This is a genomic window from Cupriavidus sp. 05T41 (assembly GCF_056396525.1).
On sequence record NZ_JBFTLQ010000006.1, the window covers coordinates 20977 to 43979 of the forward strand.

Annotated in this window: 23 protein-coding genes; 13 read left to right on the plus strand and 10 right to left on the minus strand. The window is 63.8% G+C overall.

Annotation, left to right across the window (positions count from 1 at the left end; translation table 11 throughout):
- Positions 1 to 354 precede the first annotated feature (354 nt).
- Positions 355 to 1317 (plus strand): LysR family transcriptional regulator, encoded by a 963-nt coding sequence (locus tag AC1DKV_RS05275; RefSeq protein ID WP_441649759.1) that lies wholly within the window; start codon positions 355 to 357, stop codon positions 1315 to 1317.
- A 68-nt stretch (positions 1318 to 1385) separates the two neighbouring features.
- Here AC1DKV_RS05275 and AC1DKV_RS05280 read toward each other — a convergent pair whose 3' ends face one another.
- The 4 genes from AC1DKV_RS05280 to AC1DKV_RS05295 all read right to left on the minus strand — a co-directional run bounded on the left by AC1DKV_RS05280 (position 1386) and on the right by AC1DKV_RS05295 (position 4639).
- On the minus strand, positions 1386 to 1622 hold the full coding sequence (locus AC1DKV_RS05280) for a tautomerase family protein (protein ID WP_441613850.1): 237 nt from the start codon (positions 1620 to 1622) through the stop codon (positions 1386 to 1388).
- A gap of 71 nt (positions 1623 to 1693) precedes the next feature.
- Positions 1694 to 2404 (minus strand): SDR family NAD(P)-dependent oxidoreductase, encoded by a 711-nt coding sequence (locus tag AC1DKV_RS05285; RefSeq protein ID WP_441613851.1) that lies wholly within the window; start codon positions 2402 to 2404, stop codon positions 1694 to 1696.
- Between the two features lie 271 nt (positions 2405 to 2675).
- The gene (locus AC1DKV_RS05290; RefSeq protein WP_441613852.1) at positions 2676 to 3518 is read right to left on the minus strand and encodes an oxidoreductase; all 843 of its coding nucleotides are present in this window, start codon (positions 3516 to 3518) and stop codon (positions 2676 to 2678) included.
- A 176-nt stretch (positions 3519 to 3694) separates the two neighbouring features.
- Positions 3695 to 4639, minus strand: a complete 945-nt coding sequence (locus AC1DKV_RS05295) for a LysR family transcriptional regulator (protein WP_441614067.1) — start codon at positions 4637 to 4639, stop codon at positions 3695 to 3697.
- A 107-nt stretch (positions 4640 to 4746) separates the two neighbouring features.
- Here AC1DKV_RS05295 and AC1DKV_RS05300 point away from each other — a divergent pair, with 107 nt between their 5' ends.
- The 6 genes from AC1DKV_RS05300 to AC1DKV_RS05325 all read left to right on the plus strand — a co-directional run bounded on the left by AC1DKV_RS05300 (position 4747) and on the right by AC1DKV_RS05325 (position 10343).
- Positions 4747 to 6258, plus strand: a complete 1512-nt coding sequence (locus AC1DKV_RS05300; protein WP_441649760.1) for a CoA-acylating methylmalonate-semialdehyde dehydrogenase — start codon at positions 4747 to 4749, stop codon at positions 6256 to 6258.
- A 294-nt stretch (positions 6259 to 6552) separates the two neighbouring features.
- Positions 6553 to 7203: a DsbA family protein gene (locus tag AC1DKV_RS05305; RefSeq protein WP_441649761.1), complete on the plus strand. Its 651-nt coding sequence runs from the start codon at positions 6553 to 6555 to the stop codon at positions 7201 to 7203.
- Positions 7204 to 7517: 314 nt separating this feature from the next.
- Positions 7518 to 8933: an MmgE/PrpD family protein gene (locus AC1DKV_RS05310; RefSeq protein ID WP_441649762.1), complete on the plus strand. Its 1416-nt coding sequence runs from the start codon at positions 7518 to 7520 to the stop codon at positions 8931 to 8933.
- Between the two features lie 25 nt (positions 8934 to 8958).
- Positions 8959 to 9189: a tautomerase family protein gene (locus AC1DKV_RS05315; protein WP_441649763.1), complete on the plus strand. Its 231-nt coding sequence runs from the start codon at positions 8959 to 8961 to the stop codon at positions 9187 to 9189.
- A gap of 20 nt (positions 9190 to 9209) precedes the next feature.
- Positions 9210 to 9416, plus strand: a complete 207-nt coding sequence (locus tag AC1DKV_RS05320) for a tautomerase family protein (protein WP_441613857.1) — start codon at positions 9210 to 9212, stop codon at positions 9414 to 9416.
- A 426-nt stretch (positions 9417 to 9842) separates the two neighbouring features.
- The gene (locus AC1DKV_RS05325) at positions 9843 to 10343 is read left to right on the plus strand and encodes a cupin domain-containing protein (protein WP_441613858.1); all 501 of its coding nucleotides are present in this window, start codon (positions 9843 to 9845) and stop codon (positions 10341 to 10343) included.
- Positions 10344 to 10423: 80 nt separating this feature from the next.
- Here the strand turns inward: AC1DKV_RS05325 and AC1DKV_RS05330 are convergent, their stop codons facing one another.
- Positions 10424 to 11107 (minus strand): MOSC domain-containing protein, encoded by a 684-nt coding sequence (locus AC1DKV_RS05330; RefSeq protein ID WP_441649764.1) that lies wholly within the window; start codon positions 11105 to 11107, stop codon positions 10424 to 10426.
- Between the two features lie 421 nt (positions 11108 to 11528).
- Between AC1DKV_RS05330 and AC1DKV_RS05335 the strand changes: the two genes are divergently transcribed.
- A complete protein-coding gene (locus AC1DKV_RS05335; RefSeq protein ID WP_441649765.1) occupies positions 11529 to 12413 on the plus strand; it encodes a LysR family transcriptional regulator in 885 nt (294 codons plus the stop codon).
- A 99-nt stretch (positions 12414 to 12512) separates the two neighbouring features.
- On the opposite strand, the gene AC1DKV_RS05340 is transcribed toward AC1DKV_RS05335, so the two are convergent.
- The 4 genes from AC1DKV_RS05340 to AC1DKV_RS05355 all read right to left on the minus strand — a co-directional run bounded on the left by AC1DKV_RS05340 (position 12513) and on the right by AC1DKV_RS05355 (position 16161).
- Entirely contained in the window at positions 12513 to 13496 is a 984-nt protein-coding gene (locus AC1DKV_RS05340) for an NAD(P)H-dependent flavin oxidoreductase (RefSeq protein WP_441649766.1), read from the minus strand.
- Between the two features lie 2 nt (positions 13497 to 13498).
- Positions 13499 to 14053: a cytochrome b gene (locus tag AC1DKV_RS05345; RefSeq protein ID WP_441649767.1), complete on the minus strand. Its 555-nt coding sequence runs from the start codon at positions 14051 to 14053 to the stop codon at positions 13499 to 13501.
- Positions 14054 to 14176: 123 nt separating this feature from the next.
- Positions 14177 to 15850 carry a cation acetate symporter gene (locus tag AC1DKV_RS05350; protein WP_441649768.1) on the minus strand — a complete coding sequence of 558 codons (1674 nt, stop codon included), beginning with the start codon at positions 15848 to 15850 and terminating at the stop codon, positions 14177 to 14179.
- Positions 15847 to 16161, minus strand: coding sequence for a DUF485 domain-containing protein (locus tag AC1DKV_RS05355; RefSeq protein ID WP_441649769.1), 315 nt, complete (start codon positions 16159 to 16161; stop codon positions 15847 to 15849). The genes AC1DKV_RS05350 and AC1DKV_RS05355 overlap by 4 nt, the downstream gene beginning before the upstream one ends.
- A gap of 501 nt (positions 16162 to 16662) precedes the next feature.
- Here AC1DKV_RS05355 and AC1DKV_RS05360 point away from each other — a divergent pair.
- Genes AC1DKV_RS05360 through AC1DKV_RS05375 form a run of 4 tightly spaced genes read left to right on the plus strand, consistent with a single transcriptional unit; the run spans position 16663 to position 20939 of the window.
- Positions 16663 to 17868 (plus strand): efflux RND transporter periplasmic adaptor subunit, encoded by a 1206-nt coding sequence (locus tag AC1DKV_RS05360; protein ID WP_441649811.1) that lies wholly within the window; start codon positions 16663 to 16665, stop codon positions 17866 to 17868.
- Between the two features lies 1 nt (position 17869).
- Positions 17870 to 18562, plus strand: coding sequence for an ABC transporter ATP-binding protein (locus AC1DKV_RS05365; protein WP_441649770.1), 693 nt, complete (start codon positions 17870 to 17872; stop codon positions 18560 to 18562).
- 39 nt (positions 18563 to 18601) lie between these two features.
- Complete coding sequence (locus AC1DKV_RS05370) at positions 18602 to 19756, plus strand: ABC transporter permease (RefSeq protein WP_441643201.1); 1155 nt, start codon at positions 18602 to 18604, stop codon at positions 19754 to 19756.
- Positions 19757 to 19772: 16 nt separating this feature from the next.
- Positions 19773 to 20939, plus strand: a complete 1167-nt coding sequence (locus tag AC1DKV_RS05375; protein ID WP_441643202.1) for an ABC transporter permease — start codon at positions 19773 to 19775, stop codon at positions 20937 to 20939.
- Between the two features lie 53 nt (positions 20940 to 20992).
- Here the strand turns inward: AC1DKV_RS05375 and AC1DKV_RS05380 are convergent, their stop codons facing one another.
- Positions 20993 to 21856 carry a LysR family transcriptional regulator gene (locus tag AC1DKV_RS05380; RefSeq protein WP_441649771.1) on the minus strand — a complete coding sequence of 288 codons (864 nt, stop codon included), beginning with the start codon at positions 21854 to 21856 and terminating at the stop codon, positions 20993 to 20995.
- Positions 21857 to 22048: 192 nt separating this feature from the next.
- Here AC1DKV_RS05380 and AC1DKV_RS05385 point away from each other — a divergent pair, with 192 nt between their 5' ends.
- A complete protein-coding gene (locus AC1DKV_RS05385) occupies positions 22049 to 22969 on the plus strand; it encodes a DMT family transporter (RefSeq protein WP_441649772.1) in 921 nt (306 codons plus the stop codon).
- Positions 22970 to 23003 lie beyond the last annotated feature (34 nt).

Consider the following 23003-nt stretch of genomic DNA (forward strand, 5'->3'; position numbering starts at 1 on the left):
GCCCGAGCCGGATCGCGCCCGACACTGGCAGGTGTGAGCGGGCCGGCGCCGGGGCGGCCGGTCGCAGGGATGGGTATCTGTTTTCCCGATACCCCTATCGCTACAAACCGCGCGTGTGACCCGGAAACACGGCTAAGCTTGTTTCCACGCACGACAGAAACGGTGTCCTTGCGAAGCCAATCCGAAAAAGAAGACGATCCGAGCAAGACGGCCATGCCGTGTGTGCCCTGAGCCTTGCTTCGGGTCCGGTCTTCCGCTCCGGCTCCCATGCCCCCGTTGTTCTGTTGTTCTGTTGTTCCGTTGCTGCCAGGCAGCGCACCAATTTCGTCTGGAGTCACCATGGATCAGCTGTATATGCTGCGCGCATTCGTTGCCGCCGCGCAGCATCAGAGTTTCAGCAAGGCGGCGGAGTCGCTTGGCGTCACGACTGGTACGATTTCAAAGGCGATTGCGAAGCTCGAAGCCAGCATCCAGACCAGGTTGCTCCACAGGACGACCCGGTCGGTGAAGCTGGCCGACGTCGCGCAGCCCTACTACCTCAGCTGCGTGCGGCTGCTGGAGGAATTCGATGAGGCGAACCGGCGCATCAGCCAGGAGCGCGAGGTCGATAGTGGCAGGATCCGGCTGGTGATCCATCCGATGTTTGCCGGCTGCACGCTTGCGCGCCTCCTGTCCGGCTACCGGGCGACCGCGCCTGACGTCAACCTGATGATTTCCGTGCAGGACAGGCCGGTGAACCTGTACGACGGCCATTTCGACATAGCCGTGCTGCCGGCGCGGCTGGTGGATCAACCGGCCGTGATCAGGCGCACACTGTGGAGTACGTCGCGGGTCTTGGTGGCGGCGCCGGCCTACCTGAGCCAGAACGGTGTGCCGCGGCAGGCATCGGACCTGGCGAGTCACTTTCTCCTGGTGGAGCCCGGTTCCAGGCAGAAGAACACGAGTTTTCTCGAATTGCTGGAGGACGGGCGGCGCGTGAGCGTGCTGCCGCGATCCTCCATGGACGGCGACGACGTGTTCCTGCGCTTCGCCGCGCTGGGCGGCACCGGCATCGCCACCTTGCCCGAAGCGATGGTCGCGGAGGACGTCGCCACGGGGCGGCTTGAGCGCGTGCTGCCGGGGTGCTCTGGCCCGGATGCCACCGAGGAGCTCTGTCTCTTCTATGCGCACCGCGAACTGATGCCGCTGCGCCTGCGCACGTTTATCGATTTCTGCACGCAGTTCGTCCATGCTGACCGGCCTTCGGCGCTTGCCGACGAGGGCTCGCCGCGCCGGCCCGTTTCAGGCGCCGACGCTGGCTTGCGTGTCGCTGCCTGAGCGTCGCCTGCCGCCCATGCGGATTCGTGACGCGGTCAGAGGCACGGCGCAGAGCGAAGCGTGGCGCTTTATGAGGATGGCTTTGCGTGCTGGCGACGATAGGCGTCGACCGGCAGCCCTCCCCAGCCCCAGTTTTCGGTTTCGACTTCCTGGATGACGACGAAAGTCGCGTCGAGCGGCTTGTTCAGGACGTCGCGCAGCAGTTCGCTGACGCCTTTGATCAGCAGCGCCTTCTCATCGGCGGTCACGGCTTGCGCGCCCGGCTTCGTTCCTTCACGCGTTACCTGGATCGTAACGATCGGCATTGTGTACTCCCGGTTTCGTGGGCAAGTCAGGGGTAAGGCAGGGCGCCGCCAGGCGGCGCCCGCGTGTCCTATCAGTGACCGGCGCTTTGGCCGCCGTCGACGTGGAGGATCTCGCCCGTCACAAACTTGGCCGACTCCAGGTACAGGATGGCCTGCACGATGTCTGCCGTCTCACCCATGTGTCCGACGGGGTGCAGGCTACCCAGCGCCGCGTGGGTTTCCGGCGCGTGCATGGGCGTCTTGATGATGCCGGGGGATACGGCGTTCACGCGGATGCCGGTCTTTGCATACTCGATGGCGAGCGACTTGGTGGCGGAGTTCAGGCCACCCTTGGTCAGGGATGCCAGCACCGAGGGCACGCCGCTGATGGCGTGGTCCACGAGGCTCGTGGTGATGCTCACGACGTGGCCGCCGCCGACCTTCTCCATCTCGGCGATGGCAAGCTGGGTGATGAAGAAGAAGCCGTTGAGGTTGACGCCGAGTGCCGCTGCGTAGTCCTCGGCGGTATAGCTGGTGAACGGCTTGGCCAGGAAGATGCCCGCATTGTTGACCAGCGAGTCGATGCGGCCGAAGCGGGCCACGCCTTCCGCGATCACGCGCTTGGCGGTCGCCGGGTCGCTGATGTCGCCGGCGACTGCGAGGATGCCCTCGTCGCTCGTCGGCTTGATCGAACGCGCAGTGGCGACCACGAGATAGCCTTGCTCGCGGAATGCCTTGACCACTTCAGCGCCGATACCTTGGGATGCACCGGTGACAACGACGACTTTCTGTTGATTGCTCATGATGATGATCTCGAAAAGGTTAGCTCGGTTGTCCCCGCCGAAATTGGCGGTACCGATAGGTAGTAAATTTAGGCGACCGGGCTGCGGATGCGAAGGCACACGGTGGACAAACAGTCTTGCGCAGCGTGAACAAGTGAAGGGTGCCTCGCCGCGGCCGGGCGCACGCCAAGGAATGCGCATCCGGCTTCACGCGAGGGGAGTGTGTGCACCGCGCCGCCGCCGCCGGTCAAGGCGGGATCCGGGTCGCCGCCATGCTCCGAACGGCTGTCGACTACGAGAAATCCGTGGAATTCGACACGGATTCCCAGGTGTCGATTTCTTCGGCCAGCGCTGCCAGCTTGCCCCGCACGAGGCTGAGTGCATCGGCGCCCAGCAACAGATGAACGGGCGCGTCGTCCCGGCCCACCAGGTCGAGCAGGATGCGCGCGGCCCTTGCGGGATCGCCGGCCTGCTTCCCGCTCTTCTGCCGGCGGGCGCGGCGAATGGGCTCGAATACCGCGTCATAGTCGGCAATGCTCCGGTCGGTCCGTACCATTGAGCGGCCTGCCCAATCCGTCCGGAATGAACCAGGAGCGACCGACGTCACCTTGATGCCAAGGCCGGCGACTTCCCTGGCCAGCGATTCGGAGATGCCTTCGAGCGCGAACTTGCTTCCGCAGTAGTACGGAACGCCGGGAAGCCCGGCAAAGCCCGCCATCGAGGTGATATTGAAGATGTGGCCGGTCCGCCTGGCCCGCATGGACGGCAGGATGGCCTTGATCATTGCCACCGCGCCGAAGACGTTGACCTCGAACTGGCGCACCAGCGCTTCGAGGGACGATTCTTCCAGCGTGCCTTCATGACCGTAGCCAGCGTTGTTCACCAGGACGTCCACCGGCCCGACACGCTCGACAGCGCCCTGGATCGCCGGGCCGATGGCATCGAGATCGGTGAGATCGAGGACAAGCGCATCGGCATGCCCCGGAGCCAGCTTCCTGAACGCCACTCTATCGGCCTCATTCCTGACGGTGCCGATGACAGTGCTGCCGTCGGCGAGCGCGGCCTGCGATATCGCGCGGCCGAAGCCTGAACTCACGCCGGTGACAAGGAATACTCGAGTGGCAGACCTGCTCATGCTTTTCCAGCTTCGCGATCGTTAGACCGGAGCCCGTACAGAACGAGTAAACGGTGGACTGTACCGCTGGCCGCGTTGGCGAGGCGCGAGCGAATCGGAAAATATCCTTTGCGTGGCGGGAAACAATAATGCAGGCGCGAATGGACGAGGCGGGCGCCGCAAGATGCCAATGCAGCTTACTGGACGGGAAACCCGTCAGCGAACGTCTCGCGAAGATACGTGACGAACAGTGCGACCGCGCGCGGCACGTGGGGCGTGTAAGGTCGCACGACATAGAGCTGGTCGGCAAAGGCACCGACCGGACGCCAGTCCGGCAGTATGACCACGAGCTTGCCGGCCCGGATTGCCGCCTGTGCAGTGAAGTCAGGCAGGAGGGCAATGCCCATGTCGTCGAGCGCGGCGTCGCGCAGCGCTTCGCTGTTATTGGCCGAGAACGGTCCGTTCACCGTGACCGTGACCGGCCCGGGGCTCGGCTTGCGCGCCGCCTTTCGCTCGAAAGACCAGATCCCGGCGCCGAGGGCGCGGGGGTAGAACAGGCAGTCGTGCGAGGAGAGGTCCGCCGGCGCCTTCGGCAGGCCCCGCAGCTTGATGTACGCGCGCGTCGCGGCGATCACGGAGCGCGTTTCACACAGCTTCCATGCGACATGCGTTTCAGGCGCTTGCGCACTGTGCCGGATGGCCAGATCGAATCCTTCGGTGGCGATCGAGCTGAGCCGGTCGGACACTTCGAGTTGCACGCGGACTTCGGGATTGGCACGCAGGAAAGCCGACATCCGCGGCACCAGCTGTTGTCGGACGAACGCCACCGGTGCCGTCACGCGGATCAATCCGCGCGCCACGCCCGCCATTTCCCTGACCGTGGCGAAGCTCGTCGCAATGTGCTCGTATTCCCCGCGCGTGTCTTCGACAAGCCGCTGCCCGGCTTCGGTGAAGCGCACGCTGCGTGTGGTGCGCTGAACCAGCGCGACGCCCGCCGCCCGTTCCAGTTCGGCGATGCGCTGGCTCATTGCCGCCTTGCTGACGCCGAGGCGTGCCGCGGCTGCGGTGTAGCTGCCCTGTTCGGCAAGGACCGTCAACCAGTGCAAATGGGTCCAGAGGCTTTCGACCGTTCGGGTATCCATGTTTTTATTGTTCATTAATGAAAACAATCAATTCAATGTTAGCACCTTTGCACACGTGCGGCACCTTCCTAAACTCCGTCCATACCAACCAATGTTGAGGAGTCGAGATGCAAGCGTTTAACGACACGGCCGATGTGACACATTTCATACACGGTGAGCCGGCTCGCGGTTCGGGTGCGCGTACCCAGGCCATCTTCAATCCGGCGACAGGCGAGCGTCCGCGCAAGCTGCTGCTGGGCGAGACTGCCGATGTCGACGCTGCGGTGGCAAGTGCGAAGGCGGCCTTTCCGAAGTGGAGCAATACGCCGCCGATCCGCCGTGCCCGCATCATGCTGCGTTTCCTCGAACTGATGAACAAGCACCGCGATGAACTCGCCGCGATCATCACGGCAGAACATGGCAAGGTTTTCTCCGATGCGCAAGGCGAGGTCGCGCGCGGTATCGATGTCATCGAGTTCGCCTGCGGCATTCCGCAATTGCTCAAGGGCGACTACACCGAGCAGGTCTCGACGGGAATGGACAACTGGACGGTGCGCCAGGCACTGGGTGTCGTGGCAGGCATCACGCCGTTCAACTTCCCGTGCATGGTGCCTTGCTGGATGTTCCCGGTTGCGATCGCCGCCGGCAATGCGTTCATCCTGAAGCCGAGCGAACGCGACCCGTCCGCGTCGTTGTTCATGGCGAGGTTGCTGAAGGAAGCGGGCCTGCCCGATGGCATTTTCAATGTGGTGCAGGGCGACAAGGTGGTCGTCGATGCGCTGCTGGCCCATCCCGACGTGAAGGCGGTCAGCTTCGTCGGCTCGACGCCCATTGCCAACTATATCTACGAGACCGGCGCGAGGCACGGCAAGCGCGTGCAGGCACTCGGCGGCGCGAAGAACCATATGGTCGTCATGCCGGATGCGGACATCGAACAGGCTGTCGACGCGCTGGTCGGGGCTGGATACGGCTCCGCCGGCGAACGTTGCATGGCGATCTCGGTCGCTGTCCTGGTGGGCGATATCGCCGACAAGATCATCCCGCGGCTGGCCGAGCGCGCGCGCAACCTGGTCGTGAAGAACGGCATGGAGGCCGACGCCGAAATGGGCCCGATCGTCACGCGGCAGGCGCTCGAGCGCATCGAGGGATATATTGCCCTGGGCGTCGACGAAGGCGCGACGCTGGTGGTGGACGGTCGCGGTCTCCAGGTCAAGGGACACGAGGATGGCTTCTTCACCGGCGGCACGCTGTTCGACAACGTCACGCCGGAGATGCGCATCTACAAGGAAGAGATCTTCGGGCCGGTCCTCGCGTGCGTGCGCGTCAAGGACTTCACCGAAGCCGTGGACCTGGTCAATGCGCACGAGTTCGGCAACGGCGTCGCATGCTATACGCGGGATGGCCATGTGGCACGTGAATTCGGCCGTCGCATCGAGGTGGGCATGGTCGGCATCAACGTACCCATTCCGGTCCCGATGGCCTGGCATGGCTTCGGCGGCTGGAAGCGCAGCCTGTTCGGCGACACGCACGCATACGGCGAAGAAGGCGTTCGCTTCTATACGAAGCAGAAGTCCATCATGCAGCGCTGGCCGGAAAGCACCGACAAGGGTGCCGAATTCGCGATGCCGACGGCCAAGTAAGCGGTCCCGGCCGCCTGTCTGCAGTCAGGGGCAGCGAGGCGCCGCGCGCGGAGCATGCGCGCACGGCGCCTCTTTTGCGTTGCCTGGGACGCCCCGCCATGGTCGGGTCGCTGCGGAACATCGGGCCGGCCTCGCTCTGGTTACGCAGCGTAACAACTGAATTGCGGCTGGCGCTGTTGGTGCCGGTGTGGTTCGGTCCTATATTCAGTTCCGGTGCCGCAGCCCCGGGGCGTTGCGGCCGATGGGCCGCGAAGTGCCCATCCCCGTTCAAACGCGATCCACTGGAAACAGACCATGAAACTGATATTTGTTGGCGACCCGATGTGCTCCTGGTGCTACGGCTTTGGCAAGGAGATGACCACCATCGTCGAAAGCATGCCCGACCTTGACGTGCATATTGTCCTGGGCGCCATGGGGGCCGGATCGACGCAGGTGCTCGATGACGCCGGCAAGCAGTTCCGCCTGTCGCACTGGGCACGCGTGGAACAGATGAGCGGCGCCGAGTTCAACCGCGAGGCGCTGCTCGCGCGCAAGGACTTCGTCTACGACACCGAGCCGGTCTGCCGCGCCGTGGCCACCGCTCGCCTGGTCGAACCTTCGGTGGACCTGCTGACGGTCTTCCAGGCATTTCAGCGTGCGTTCTATGTCGACGGGCTCGACACCACGGACGGCAATGTCCTGGCAGAGATCGGCGCACGCGCACTGACGGCCGCCGGCTACCCGACGAGCGCCGATGCCTTCCATAGCGCCTGGGCGTCGGAGGAGGCAGTGCAGGCGGCGCGGGCGGATTTCGCGCTGACACGCAGGTGGGGGGTCTCGGGATTCCCGACGCTGCTCGTTGAAGCCGACGGAAAGTTGCGCCAGCTCAGCTCGGGCTACCTCCCCGCGGCCAAAGTCCAGCAAGCGCTGCTGAGCCTCGCGAACGGCGGGAGCCGCTTGCACTGATCGGGGTGCGGCCGGCTTGTCGTCAGGAAACGCCGCACCGGCTCCCTGCCGCACTGGCATGGACGCCAGCATTGATCCGCGGAGCGGGCATTGTGGAAATCGCGGCGCTTTCCTGGCGCCTGAGGGCGGTGGCTATCTGCTTCGATGATTGCCGCTATCAAAACAATTCGTTTCGGGCGCCGCAATCGATCACCTAATATCAGTTGCAATGCAACTGCGCGAAGCGAGATGAAATATCGGGAGCGCAAGACGTTGCGGAAGTAGCGGATGGAAATTCGCATGAATTGAAATCATCCAACAGGCAACTGTCAAGAATGACCGCACCGACCACCGTCCAGCGCATTGCGACGTTCGCTTCGAACGCGCGAGCAAGTCATCTCACCCCGCAGGCCCGCCAGCTGTTCAAGCGGAACATCCTTGACAGCCTCGGCTGTGCGATTGCGGCACTGCCTGGCACGCCGTTCACGGCCTTGCGAGAGCAGTTCGAGGAATACCGCGGCCCGGCGGCGGGGTCCTGCTCGCTGATCGGCGGCGGAACCACGTCGCCCGACCAGGCAGCGCTATACAACTCGGGCCTGGTTCGTTACGTCGATCTGCTGGACAGCTATATGTCTCCCGGCGGGCTCTGTCATCCAAGCGATAATTTCGGCGCGGTGCTCGCGGCGGCCGAGCATGCGCGCGCAAGTGGCGAGGCGTTCATGCTCGCGCTGGCGGTAGCGTATGAAATCCAGTGCCGCATCACGGCGATCGTCCCCGTGATGGCGAAGGGCTTCAACCATGCCATTCAGCTCGCGGTTTCGGCGGCGGCCGCGTCCGGCAGGTTGTTCGGCCTCGACGCGGACCAGCTCGCCCATGCGATAGCGATCGCCACGGTAGACAACATCTCGCTGACCTGCGTTCACTCCGAACCGGTCTCGCAATGGAAGGGATTTTCGCCGGGCATCACCGGGATGCGCGCGGTGTACGCGGCGTCGCTTGCGAAGCGCGGCTTCACCGGCCCGCTGCGGTTGTTCGAAGGGCCGAACGGACTGGTCCGCATGTTCGACCAGCCAATCGATGTCGAATGGGAGGATCAGCGGCTGGAGATCATTTTCCAGACGGTGATGAAGAAGTACTGCTCGCTGATTCACGGGCAACCGGTGCTTGAGGTGACGCTCGCCCTCAAGCGCGCGAACGATGTGAAAAGCGAGGAGGTCGAGGAAGTGGTGTGCGACATCTTCCAGACCGGCTTCGACATCGCGGGTGGTGGCGGCTTCGGCCCGAAGGATGATCCGCGGACCAAGGAGCAGGCGGACTACAACCTCAAGTATCTTATCGCGGCCGCTATGCTCGATGACCAGGTCGGACCTGCCCAGCTGGAGCCGGGCCGAGTGCAGGCGGACGATGCGCAGGCCCTGCTGAAGCGGGTCGTCGTGCGTCCCGACCCCGCATTCACCGCCCGTTACCCCAGTGCCTTGAACACCAGGGTCACGATCCGGTGCAAGGACGGAAGGGTGTTCTCCGCCGAGCACGTCGGCTTTGAAGGCGGGCTCGACAACCCGCTCAGCTGGGACCGCACGGTCGAGAAATTCCATTGGCTCAGCGAGCAATACGCTGATGAAACGCTTCGAGGCCGGATCATCGATCTGGTCTCTGCACTGGATGCGCACTCGGTTGCTGAGCTGATGCAGCTCATGACGAGGGTAAGTCCGGTACCGAAGTTCCCGGCGAAGCACCCGGGAATCCAGTGACGACAGAGGCCTATAGGAGACCCGGATGGCCCTCATTTCTTGTGACATGCGATTTGGCAGAACCGATGAGCAGAAGCGGCAGCTCGCGGCCGGACTGCTGCGGGTGGTCAGCGAAGCGACCGGCGAGACGAAGGACGACATCTTCTTCGTGATCCGGGAAGGCCGCGGGATCAATTTCGTCGAGCATGGCGAGCACCTGCCGGACTATGTCGAAGGCGCGGCCAACGACAAGGACCTGGTCAGCCGCCTGAAATAACATCATTCCCGGAGATAACCGTGCCATTTATCGAATGCCACATCAATGCCGGCCTGACGCAGGAGCGTCGTGCGAGGCTGATCAGAGACATCATCCAGGTGACGCATGACTCGATCGGCTCGGATCCGAAGATCATCAACGTGATCTTGCACGAGCATCGGGCCGAGAACATCAGCATCTCGAGCCGGATCAACGGCGAGGATTTTACAGCTCGGACCAGGGATTGACACTTTCCCGCCTGCTGGATTGCCAGCCAGGTCGAGACGACTAACGCCCGGGGGAGTGTGGCCGGGCGTTTTCAATTGCCGGGAGTCACGCAGCCGTTCCTCCACGCATGCGTGATCGCGCTTTGGATCGCGCTCGCGATGGCCGCGGCGGGTGCGGCGGCTTTGCAACGCTGCCCGGCGGCGAAGCCCGGCAGGCCGCGCGGGCCGGCGCGATGACGCGATGACGGATGGCATCTTTTACACGGTGTACCAACTCTTGTTAGCGCCCTGATGTGTACCGGAATCCATGCAGGAAATATATTGGTCACGTCGATCGGCGCGATCCCGGCGAGAACGAACCCGAAGGCGGGCGGTTCCGGGGCCTTCACGTCGAGGCAGTCGCGGCCCATTGCCGAGCGGCCGCTCACGGAGAAAGGAGTATCTGGTATGCGAAAGATTCTGACCAATGTCGCGGGCATCGTCTGTGCCGTGTCGTGCCTGATCACCGGGCACGCCGCCTTTGCCGGGGGGCTTTCGCCGAAGCAGGTCGGCTCCATTCAGCAGGAAGACATCCAGTGGTCGTCCTTCGCCGCTTTCCCGCGGCGTGCGCAGCTGTCCGTGCTGGTCGGCGATCCGGGCAAGCCCGGTCCCTACGTGGTTCGCGTAAAGGTGCCGGGCGGCGTGAAGCTCATGCCGCATGTTCATCCCGAGGACCGGGTCTATACCGTGATCGCGGGGGTGTTCTACATTGGCATCGGTAATGAGTTCGACCCGCAGAAACTGACGGCCTATCCGCCCGGCAGTGTCGTGGTGCTGCCAGGGGGCACGCCGCACTTCCATTGGGCGAGGTCGGGAGAGTACATCACCCAGGTCAGCGGCACCGGGCCGCTCGGGCTGGAATACCTCGATCCGAACGACGATCCCCGGCACAAGCCGGAGGCGCCTTGAGATCCGCATGCGGCTGCCGGGCGCCAGTCGGGCGGAGGGGCATGGCGTAGTCCATCAGGACGGTGCGCCCGGCCGGCACCTCACAATCCGGGGTGTCGTTGGCGGATCCACCGTACCCGGTCGTTCAGGCGCACCTTCCAGCTATTGGCGAGTCCCGGAACGGCGATGAGGGCCAGCATGTCGTCGATGCCAGGCCGGCTGGACGACTGGACGCGCCAGAATTCATCTATCGAGAACCGTTCTGTTTCGCGCTCGATCAGCTCTAACTTGTCGCCCGGTCCAATGATCCCACTGCCGATCACTCGGTAATACCAACCGGTCATGCGCTCCTGCGCGACCACGAGAGACATGCCGTCCGCATTGAAGCGGTGATTTATCTTCCAGCATGGGCTTCGCGGCTGGGACACTTGCAGGACCGTTCCGCCCATCCTGAAGACATCACCGATATGTACGTTCCGCTCCGTGAGCCCGTTCGTTGATATGTTCTCGCCGAGGCTGCCGGGGACAAGGATGCCCGCACAATCGGGAAAGCATTCCGCCAGGCGCCGGTAGTTCTCGGCGGCGAAATGATGGACGGCCTTTTCGGGGCCACCGTGAACCCTCGGATCCGCATGTTCGTCACCTTCGATGCCATCGACGGACACCTTGGCCTCGCCGCGGATCCGTCTCTTGAAGATTCCGCTTCGATGGCCCTCTTCGCCAAGGATGCCAATGCCGCCGGCAAAAATCCCTTCGACTTCGGCGCTAATACCCGGATCTTGCATCAACTTCACCTTTGCAGAAATGTGTGAACTCGCCGGCTAACGGGGCAAGTGGCGCGACAAGCGGCGACTAGCGGCGACCGGCGGCGGGGCAGGAGGATCTTGCGCGCGCCGTAGTGAAATGACCGCGGTGAAATAGAAGAGGGAGCTTATTTCCGTTCATGAAAAAATGCTTCATTCCTTTCATGTGAACCAGGGACGGGAATTTATAAGGACTGCATTCCATTTGCCTTTGGTAACAGCCCGATCACTTGTCTGAAATGGCATTGACGTGACGTTGTAAAAGACATCCGCACCGGGAAAAACGAATAATTTCACTTAAGCTTCGCGGTGGATAGCTGAAGTATAATTTAGGCGCTGCATCGCTACATCTGATTTCCAAGAATTCTAGCCATCATAAAATGTAATATCTGGAGTCGATAACATGGAGCTGCGCCAGCTAAGGATGTTTTGCGCGGCAGCGGAAGAAGGTAGCTTCACTGCTGCTGCGGAGAAAGTGCATTGCGTCCAGTCGAATGTGACAATGCGGGTGAAGGATCTCGAACAGGAACTCAGGCAGCCTCTGTTCATTCGCCAGAAGAGCGGCATCACGCTCACTTCGGCGGGAGAGACCTTCCTCGGATACGCGCAGCGCATTCTTCAGCTGGCCGACGAGAGCCGGAGTGTCTTGCTGGATACGTCGACGCCGACCGGGATATTGCGGCTGGGATCGATGGAGACCACCGCGGCGGTCAGGCTGCCAAAGGTACTGGCCGGCTATCGGGAAAAGTATCCGCAGGTCCAGCTCTCGCTCATCACCGGCACGACCGTGGAGCTCATCAAGGCAGTGGAGAGTCACCGGCTTGACGGGGCGTTCGTCGGTGGGTTCCACCAGAACGCGGTATTGCACCAGGAGGGAATCTTCAAGGAGGAGCTCGTCCTCGTCAGCAGCAGGAAGTATCGGACGCTGGCAAGCCTTACGAAGGACATGGCTCAGCAGACGGTCCTCGTTTTCCGCACGGGTTGCTTCTATCGTTCCACCCTGGAGCAATGGCTTTATCAGGCCGGACTCATTCCGGGACAGATACTGGAACTGGGCACGCTCGACGGGATCATCTCGTGCGTGACGGCAGGGATGGGTGTGACGATACTTCCCCGCGCCGTCGTGGAAAATCAAGGCTCGCGGGAGCTGATCCGCTGTCACAAGCTTCCGTCCGAATTCTCGCGCGTGGCGACCGTGTTCGTCCGCAGGAAGGATACCTTCGAGACGTCGGCCGTCCGTGCCATGGTCGATATGGCGCACGAGCAATTCGAATCCATCGGGGAGTAGTCCGTGTGGACTTCCCGTGTCCGGCCCCGGGCCCCGATCGGGGGGCCTGGACATCTCAAGGCCGGATATCCAGGCCCCCCGGAACTGCCCGGCGCCGGCTCAGGCCGTCTCGTGAGTGCCGTGGAGCGCCGGCAGGGCGTCTGCGGGCAACCAGGGGGAGAAGCCCTCGACCAGCTCGGCAACGCGTTGGCGGGCGGGGACGATGCCATCGATCTTCCCGACGCCCTGGCCTGCGTATAGCGACAGCTTTTCCGCCATTTCGGGCTTGTCGATGACGCGCGCTCCGCCACCTACATATTTCACGAGGTTCCATTTCTTGCGGTTGGGAATCACCCTGTGCGGGGTGCCGAATTTCCAGCCGAACGAGTATCCGGTCCGATATTCGGTATCGTCCACCGTGGCCGCCACGATCTTCTGCTTGTAGAGGTCATGCGCAAGGGATTCATCGCTTGCCACGAAAGCGGTGCCAACCCAGACTCCCGAAGCGCCAACTTCAATCACGGCCCGCACGTCGGCACGGTTCGTAATGCCGCCCGCGGCCAGGACGGGGCGTCCCTTCGAGATGGCGACGATGGCAGGGACCAGCGACATCACGCCGATCGTTCCCTGGTTGAGGTGTCCGCCACCCTCGGCCCCCTGGGCGACGATGATGTCCGCCCCCTGCGCGATCGCCTCCCTGGCAAGACTCAGCGTTCCGACCTGGACGATGACCGTGATTCCCGCATTCTTCGCCCGTGGAATCATCTCGTGGAAGCTGCCGTAGAAGAGCGAAAGTACCCGCGGTCTTTCTTCCAGCACAACGCGGAACTGCGCTTCGAATACATCCGGGCCACCGAAGGACGGGACGAGATTCACGCCGAATGGCTTGTCTGTCAGTTCCCGCGTCTCGCGAATCCACTTTCTCAGGGCCAGGGGTGGCAGGCGCAGCCCGCCGAGGTGTCCCAGGCCGCCGGCATTGGACACCGCCGCCGTCAGCGCCGGCCCGGAAATGCCGGCCATGCCTGCCTGGAATACCGGATATTCGATGCCGCACAATGTTGTTGCTGGATTCTTCGACATGATGATTTGGCTTTCGTGCTTCATGATCAGAGCTCCACGTTCTTGCCCAGCATTCGCTTCAGCGTGTCGTTCCTGAGAACGAAGTGATGTTTGACGGCGCCAAAGATATGAAGGGCCAGTCCGGCGAGAAACGCGTACACGCCAACCTTGTGAAGCAGCTTCGCGACGTACGCCACCTCGGCATTCGGTCCCATCAGGGCGGGGAGCACGATGCCGCCGGGCAGCGTGATGACTTCGCCTGCCGCAGACATGGCCAGCCATCCGTCCAATGGCAAGAGAACGGTCGCGAGAGCCAGGCCAACCGCCACGGACCTGCCGATGATGACTTCGATCGGATTCGGCGACCCGAGCGGGAGGGGGTGATAGGAAGTGAGTCTCGCCCACAGGCGATAGATGGAAACGACGAGGACGAGCACCCCTACGCCGCCATGCACCCGGAGGATTTCGGCCTTCTCCGGGCCGTTCTCCAGCTGGCTGGCGGAAAGGCCAAGCCAGACCATCAGCGCGACGGCGGCCGCGATCAGCCAATGAATGAAAATCGTAATGCGGGAAAACCTTAGGCCGGTGTCTTTGTACTGCATTTTCAGCTCCAGAAATTCCTAGGCGTGGGCCTGCATGAAAGGGAAACTGATTCCGCCTTCAATGATCGTGAAATGGCCAGGCAGGTGGACCTGGCCGATACCTTGCCGAGCGGAGGAGCGTGGCTAGTGGCTGACGGCCCGGGACGCCCCGATTCCGGTCTGGGCCCGGACGAACTGACCTTCGTAGTCCTTGCGCTCCTGGCGGCCGCGGGCGCTCCGGTCCGTGACGGATCCGAGCCAGGTGACGAGGAAGGCCACGTTCGTCGAAATGATCGCGGGATAGTCGTAGGGGAAGATCGCCGTCTTGTACCCAAGTACCTTCACCCAGACCGCCGGCGACAGGATCACGAGCCCCACTGAACAGAGGATCCCCGCCACGCTGCCGATCAATGCGCCGCGCGTGGTCAGGCCTTTCCAGTAGATGGAGAGCACCAGGATCGGGAAATTCACGGATGCGGCAACGCCGAAGGTCAGGGCGACGAGAAAGGCGATGTTCTGGTCCTTGAAGAGAATTCCCAGGCCAACGGCGACGACACCGATGCACACCGAGGCAACCCTGGACACCCGCATCTCGCGCGCCGGGTCCGCCCGGTTCTTCATGATTACCCTGGCGTACAGATCATGGGAGATAGTGGACGATCCGGCCATGGTGAGACCGGCGACAACGGCCAGGATGGTCGCGAAGGCTACCGCTGACAGGAATCCGAGGAACACGTCGCCGCCGAGGGCCTTGGCCAGATGCATGACGGGCATGTTTCCGCCGCCGATGAGCTTGCCGCCGATGTCCCCTCCGACGAAGAAGGCAGGGTCTTTGCCGACGATGACGATGGCGGATAGTCCAAGGACGGCGACGACAAGGAAGAAGAATCCAATGAACCCGGTTGCCACGAATACCGACTTGCGCGCCTCCTTGGCGTTCGGAACCGTGAAAAACCGCATCAGGATGTGAGGCAGCCCTGCAGTACCGAACACCAGCCCGATCGCCAGTGAAAACATGGAGACCGGGTCTGACACCAGGGCGCCGGGTGCCATGATCTTCGCGCCGGCCTTGTGGCTTTCGACGGCTTTGGCCAGCAGGAAATCAATCGAGAAATTGAATTTCCACAATGCAAGGATTGCCAGAAGCGTTCCGCCGGCCAGGAGAAGGACTGCCTTGATGATCTGTACCCAGGTGGTCGCGACCATGCCCCCGAACGTGACGTAGATCATCATCAGCAGGCCCACGCCGATGACGACATAGTTGTAGTCCAGGCCAAAGAGAAGTTGGATGAGTTGTCCGGCGCCGACCATTTGCACGACCAGGTAGAAGCAAACGACGGTGAGGGACCCGATCGACATGGATATTCGTATCGTGTTCTGGTCCAGCCGGTACGCTGCGATGTCGGATATGGTGACCTTGCCAAGGTTCCTGATTTTCTCCGCGAACAGGAACAGAAGCAGTGGCCAGGCGACGAAGAAGCTGATGGAGTAGATAAAGCCATCGTAGCCGCTGGAAAAGATCATGCTGCTGATCCCGAGCAGGGCGGCCGCCGACATATAGTCGCCCGCCAGGGCCAGTCCGTTCTGGAATCCGGAGATGCCGCCGCCAGCGGTGTAGAAGGTGTCCAGCGATTTCGTCTTGGATGCGGCCCAGTACGTTATTCCGAGGGTGGCGACCACGAATGCCAGGAACATGAGAATGGCGACGGTATTGATCGGCTGCGCCTCTATGTTTTGCAGCGCTCCCGGGGCCGCGTAGGATGGCATTGCGAGCGGGCAAGACAAGAAAATGAACGCTGCCTTTAGCTTCGGTTTCATTTTTCAGCCCCGAGTGCCAGTCTTTCCGTGAGTCGGTCAAAGTCGACGTTGGCCTGCCGGACATAGAATCCCGTCAGTAGCCAGCTTCCCAGGATAAGCATCGCGCCAACGACCCAGCCGATCGTGATATTGCTTTGCCCGGAAAGCCGCGATGCAAGCGAACCCGGGCTTAGTGCGGCAACCAGGATAAAGATGCAGTAAGGGACGATCGTCACCGCGGAAAGAAGAATTGTGAGCCGCCTGCGTCTGCTGACGAGCTCCTTGAACACGGGATTGCTTTGAATCCCGGCATAGCCGATCCGTTCTGTCATGTCTCCTCCAATTATTTGAATTTCTTTATTGGCCGGTGCCGCTCGACGCCTGCCTGATCGATCAAGTCGATCGCCGGGCAAGCGGCCTGGCTGTCCGCTCAAATGGCCTGGGGAATGGACCCGAGAGCGTGTGCACTAAAGTTATGCGCCGGGTCGAATCATGTACAACGATAATTTTTGATGGTATCCATCACTATCAGTGAGGCATCAGGCGGCGTGCATGAATGGCGAGCCTCGACCTGGCGGCCCTGCGTCGTCGGGGATACCTGACGCCGGCATCTCCGCGGGCGCGTGGAAGGACGATGCCGGCCGCCCGCCAGGTCCGGGCCGCCGTATCTCCGTCGTGTCGCTGCCGATGTGGCATTGCAAGCACTGTCCGGGCGCGGCACTATACTGGGGACCTGTCTGCCGCAGCACATGCGGGCGGGGCGCTTCGCCGGGGCGTGCGCCTTGCAAGGCGCTCCGGAACACGCTCTGGTTTTCTGGGAAAGGTCCGAAAAATTGGCTGATCACGATCTGGCAAGGCTGAAAATCGACCGCGGCTCGCTCGCGCCGGCGCCGCGGCGCCGGCGCTGGGTGCCTTACGCTGCCATTGCGCTGGTCATCGCCGCCGTGGCCGGCATTGCCGTCCGGCTGACTGCCCCGCAGGCCGTGGAAACGGCGACCGTCACTTCGGCCTACCCGTCGCAGAACTACACCATGCTCAACGCGACGGGCTATGTGGTGCCGCAGCGCAAGGCGGCGGTCGGCTCGAAGGCGCAAGGCCGGCTCGAATGGCTCGGCGTGCTGGAAGGCTCCCGGGTGAAGCAGGACGAGATCATTGCCCGGATCGAGAGCAGGGACGTCGAGGCCTCCCTGGCCCAGGCGTCGGCCCAGGTGGGCGTGGCGCAGGCCAATTTCGAGCTGCAGGTCGCCGAGTTGAAGGATGCGGAAACCAGCTTGCGCCGTTCCGAGACCCTGCTCGTGCCACAGGCGATTTCCACGGCGCAGTACGAGGCCGACCTGGCGCGCTACAACAAGGCCAGGGCATCGGTCGGCAGCGCCCGCGCCGCCATTGCCTCGGCGCAGGCCAATGCCCGTGTCGCCCAGGTCGCGGTGAACCAGACCGTGATCCGCGCGCCCTTCGATGGCGTGGTTCTGATCAAGCATGCCAATGTCGGGGACAACATCACACCGTTCTCGTCCGCGTCCGACACCAAGGGTGCCGTCGTGACCATCGCCGACATGGAGACCCTTGAAGTCGAAGCGGACGTGGCGGAGTCCAATATCGGCAAGATCAGCGTGGACCAGCCCTGCGAACTCCAGCTCGACGCGCTGCCCGCGCTGAGGATGGAGGGCCGGGTCTCGCGCATCGTGCCCACCGTGGACCGGTCGAAGGCGACCGTGCTGGTCAAGGTGCGTTTCGTTGACCGCGACGCGCGCGTGCTGCCCGACATGAGCGCCAAGATCGCGTTCCTGTCGAAGCCGGTATCGCCGCAGGACCGGCAGCCCCTGGTTGCGGTGCAACCGGGCGCGATCGTCGAGCGTGGCGGCAGGAAGGTGGCCTTCGTGGTGAAGGACGGCATGGTGCGCGAAGTCGCGGTCACCACGGGCGCCAGGCTGGGGGATCTCGTCGCGGTCGGCGGCGTGGCTCCGGGCGACGTGCTGGTGCTGGCTCCCGGGGACAAGATCCGGGACGGCGCCAAGGTCACCGTGGCGAAGAAGTAACGTGAACACCGCGCCGCTCGTCGCCATCCGCCACGTCGCCAAATCGTACCGGCGCGGCGCGCAGACCGTACCGGTCCTGACCGACATCACCCTCGACATCGGCGAGGGCGAATTCATCGCATTGATGGGGCCGTCCGGCTCGGGCAAGAGCACGTTGCTGAACCTGATTGCCGGCATCGACCGGCCGGACAGCGGCGAGCTGCTGGTCGCCGGGCTCGACATCACGCGGCTTGCGGAAGCAACGCTGGCCGACTGGCGCGCGGCCAACGTGGGTTTCATCTTCCAGTTCTATAACCTGATGCCCGTGCTCACCGCCTACGAGAACGTGGAGTTGCCGCTGATGCTGACGCGCCTCACGCGCGCGGAGCGGCGCGCGCGGGTCGGGCTGGTGCTCGAGATGGTCAACCTGGCCGACCGCATGAGCCACTATCCTTCCGAACTGTCCGGGGGCCAGCAGCAGCGCGTCGCCATCGCCCGCGCGCTGATCACCGACCCGATGCTGATCGTGGCCGACGAGCCTACCGGCGACCTGGACCGCGCCTCCGCCGCGGAGATCCTGTCGATGATGCAGCGGCTCAACGCGGAGCTCGGCAAGACCATCATCATGGTCACGCACGATGCGCACGCCGCCGGCGCGGCGAAGTCGCTGGTGCACCTGGAGAAGGGGGAACTCAGCCATGGGAAGGCTGCTTGAACGGCGTTGCGGGCATTGCGGGCATTGCGGACGTATGCCATGTACGTGCTGAAGCTGATCGTCAGGAACGCGCTGCGGCACAAGCTGCGCACCACGCTGACCGTGGTGGGGCTGGTGGTGGCGGTGCTGGCCTTCGGGCTGTTGCGCACGGTGGTCGACGCCTGGTACGCGGGCGCCGCGGCGGCATCCAATGCGCGGCTGGTGACCCGCAACGCCATCTCGCTGGTGTTCGCCTTGCCACTGAGCTATGAGAACCGTATCCGTGGTGTCGACGGGGTCACGCTGGTGGCCCGTTCCAACTGGTTCGGGGGCGTCTACCGCGATCCCAAGAACTTCTTTGCGCAGTTCGCGGTTTCCGACAACTATCTCGACCTGTACCCGGAGTTCGTCGTGCCGCCGCAGCAGCGCGCCGACTACCAGCGCGACCGCAAGGGCGCCCTGGTCGGGCGCCAGCTCGCGGACCAGTTCGGGTTCAAGGTGGGCGACGTCATCCCGATCAAAGGCACCATCTATCCCGGCACCTGGGAGTTCGTCGTGCGCGGCATCCTCGACGGCCGCGACGAGAGCACCATCACGCGCCAGATGGTGTTCCACTGGGAATACCTGAACGAGACCGTGCGCAAGCGCTCGCCCCGGCAGGCGGACCAGGTCGGCGTCTTTGTCATCGGCGTGGCGAACCCGGACAATGCCGCGGCGATCTCGCGCGGCGTGGATGGCGTCTTCAAGAACTCCCTTGCCGAGACGCTCACCGAGACCGAGCAGGCATTCCAGCTCGGCTTCGTGGCCATGTCCAACCAGATCATCGCGGCGATCCGCGTCGTCTCCTACGTGGTGATCGTGATCATCATGGCGGTGATGGCCAACTCCATGGCCATGAGCGCGCGCGAGCGCACCGTCGAGTACGCAACGCTCAAGGCGCTCGGTTTCGGGCCCGGGTTCCTGGCGCTGCTCGTGTTCGGTGAATCGATCGCCATCGGGATCGTGGGCGGCGGCATTGGCATGCTCGCCACGTCGCCCGTCGCGAGCCTGTTCAAGCAGGCAGTGGGCGGTGTGTTTCCCGTCTTCAGCGTGTCGGGCGAGACGTTCCGGCTGCAGGCGGCATGCGCGCTGGTGATCGGGGTCGCCGCCGGCATCGTGCCGGCCGTGCAGGCGGCGCGCGTGCGCATCGTCGAAGGCCTGCGGGCCATCGGCTAGCGGATCCGGGGCAGCCATGGCGATTCCGCTTTCCTATATCGCGCGCAACCTGTGGGCACGCCGGCTCACCACGTCGCTCACGGCCGGCGGGCTGGCGCTGGTGGTGTTCGTATTCGCCACCATGCTGATGCTCGACGCGGGCCTCAAGAAGACACTCGTGACCACCGGCGAGCAAGACAACGTGGTGGTGATCCGCAAGGGCGCCGAAACCGAGGTGCAAAGCGGCATCTCGCGCGACCAGGCCAGCATCATGGAGATGCATCCGGCGGTGGCGATGGGCGGTGGCGGACGGCCCCTGGTGTCCAAGGAAGCCGTGGTGCTCATCTCGCTCACCAAGACCAGTTCGGAGCGGCCGTCTAACGTGGTGATTCGCGGCGTGTCGCCAGCGGGCCTGGATCTGCGCCCGCAGGTAAGACTGGTGGCGGGGCGCATGTTCCGGTCCGGCTCGTCCGAGATCATCGTCGGCAGCGGCATCGCCAAGGGATTCAGCGGCGTGCAGATCGGCGAACACCTGCGCTTTGCCCAGCGCGACTGGACGGTCGTGGGGCACTTCGATGCAGGGGGCAGCGGCTTCGACTCGGAGATCTGGGGCGATGTCGACCAGCTCATGCAATCGTTCCGGCGGACCAGTTATTCGGCGATGGTGTTCCGCCTGGCGCAGACAGGCAGCTTCGAGCGCTTCAAGGCCGACATCGATGTCGACCCGCGGCTTGCCAACGAGGCGAAGCGCGAACAGGCCTTCTACAGCGACCAGTCGAAGGCGCTCTCCACCTTCATCAACATCCTTGGCTTCACGCTGTCGACGATCTTCTCGATCGCGGCGATGATCGGCGCCATGATCACCATGTACGCATCGGTCGCCAATCGCGTCGCGGAAATCGGCACGCTGCGCGCGCTCGGCTTCAAGCGCGTCAACGTGCTCACCGCTTTCCTGGTCGAGGCCCTGCTGCTGGGCCTGGCAGGCGGCATCTTCGGCCTGGGCTGCGCGGCATTGATGCAGCTGGCTTCGTTTTCCACGACCAACTTCCAGACCTTTGCCGACCTCTCGTTCCGCTTTATCCTCACGCCTTCCGTGGTGGTGAAGACGCTTGCATTCTCGATGGCGATGGGCCTGATCGGCGGCTTCCTCCCGGCGCTGCGCGCGGCACGCATGAACATCGTCGATGCGCTGCGGGCGCATTGATGGCAGGCGGCGCCCGCCACCGAATGCCGCGCGACACCGCCAGGGGGCGTGCCTCAGGACAGCCCGCCATGCTCCGCGAAACATAGCCCCAGGAATTGCATGACGGCCTGGATCCGTGGCGCGCGGCGGATGTCGGCGTGCACGACCAGCCAGATCTCGCGCGTCAGGCGCTTTCCCTTGCATTTCACGCGCCGCAGGGCGCCGTCGCGCTCGCCCAGGAAATGGGGCAGCGCCGCGATGCCCACGCCGGCACGGGCGGCCGAAGCCTGGATGTCCAGCTCGTTGCTGACCATCACGATGGGCCGGCCTAGCGCCTGCTGTTTCAGCCATTCCTGCTGCGGCGACCCTTCCATGCTGTCGTCATAGGCGATATAGCCGTAGTCGGACGGCGCGGTGGCGTCCAGGTAGGCAGCGCAGGCATAGAGGGAGAACGCCACGGTGCCGAGCTTGCGCACCACCAGCTCGCCTTCTGCCGGACGGCTCAGGCGCACCGCCAGGTCGGCCTCCCGCCGGGTCAGCGAGGCCACGCGCGTGGCCCCGGTCAGGCATACGCGCAAGGCCGGATGCCGCGCGCGCAACTGGCCCAGCCGGGGCGCGATCACCGCGGCGGCCATCGATGGAGGCGCGCTGATGGTGACCTCCCCGCTGACGCCGGTCTGGCCGGCCGCCGCCGTACGCTCCACGGCATATGACTCGTGCTCCATGCGCGTGGCCAGGGCGGCGATGCGTTCGCCCTCGGCGGTCAGCAGATAGCTGCGCGGGCGCCGGTCCACCAGCTTGAGTCCCAGCGAGCTTTCCAGCGCGGCGATGCGCCGCGCCACCGTCGCATGGTCGACCTTGAGCCGCCGCGCGGCGCCGGACAGCGAACTCTCCTGCGCGAAGACACCGAAATGGCGCAGATCCTCCCAGTCGAACATGGGTGATTTCTCACATGCGATGTGAATATTTGGGGAATTTTACACAGGCGGAGAAGCTTGCAGAATGGCAGCCATGCCGTCGCGACGCAAGCAACAGCGGTCCTTGCGGATTGCCCGGCGACTTTCCACACGCATGCGCGGCACGGCCAGGGCTTGCCAGGCGCATGCAACTCAACTGACAAGGAGTCAGCCATGCGCAAGCCAGAAAGCCTCGCCTATCTCGGCATCGTCGTCTCGACCTTCTTCTGGGGGACGAACTTCAACGCCGGTGCGTTGATCATCCGGCATATGACACCGATCAGCGCCTCGATCGAGCGCTTCGTCATCTCGACCGTCCTGCTGCTGCTGATCTTTGGCCTGCAGGGCAAGCTGCGCCTGAGCGTGCTGCGCAAGAACCTGTGGGCATACATCGGCCTGGGCCTGCTGGGGTTCACCGCATTCAACCTCGCCACGTTTTTCGGCCTGCAGACCACCACCCCGATCAACGGCGCGCTGATCCTTGCCACCACGCCGTTGTGGACCATGCTCCTCGCGGTGGTCTTCGAGGGCGAACGTATCGATCCCGGGCGCGCGCTCGGCCTGGTCTTCGGCCTGCTCGGCGTAGGCCTGGTGATCACGCGCGGCGACATCCACATGCTGCTCGCGCTCAAGGTGGCGCGCGGCGATGCCATCATTCTCGCGGGCAGCCTGGCCTGGGCCGCCAACATGGTCGGCACGCGGCGCTTCGTCAAGGACGCCACGGCGCTGGAGAACACGGGCTTCTCGATGTTGTTCGGCGCCATCGGCCTGATCATCCTCGGCTTCGTCTTCGAACGGCCGCTGGCGAGCATCGCCGCCGCGCCCGCGAGCATCCATGCCGCCGTCCTGTATCTCGCCGCGGGCGGTTCGCTGCTGGCCTACCTGCTGTGGTTCCGCGGCATCCACCACATCGGCGCGGCGCGCACTTCGATCTTCTTCAACCTGGCGCCGGTGTTCACCATGCTGGTTTCCACCGTGCTCGGCGTGCCCCCCAACGCATGGCAGGTGGTGGGAGCGGGCGGGGTGATCCTGGGCGTGGTGTTCGCCTCAGGCCTGGTCGCCATGCCGGCCAGCACCAGGGCGGCGCAAGGCTGACGCGGGGCGCCGCATGCCGGGCGCATGCGGCGCC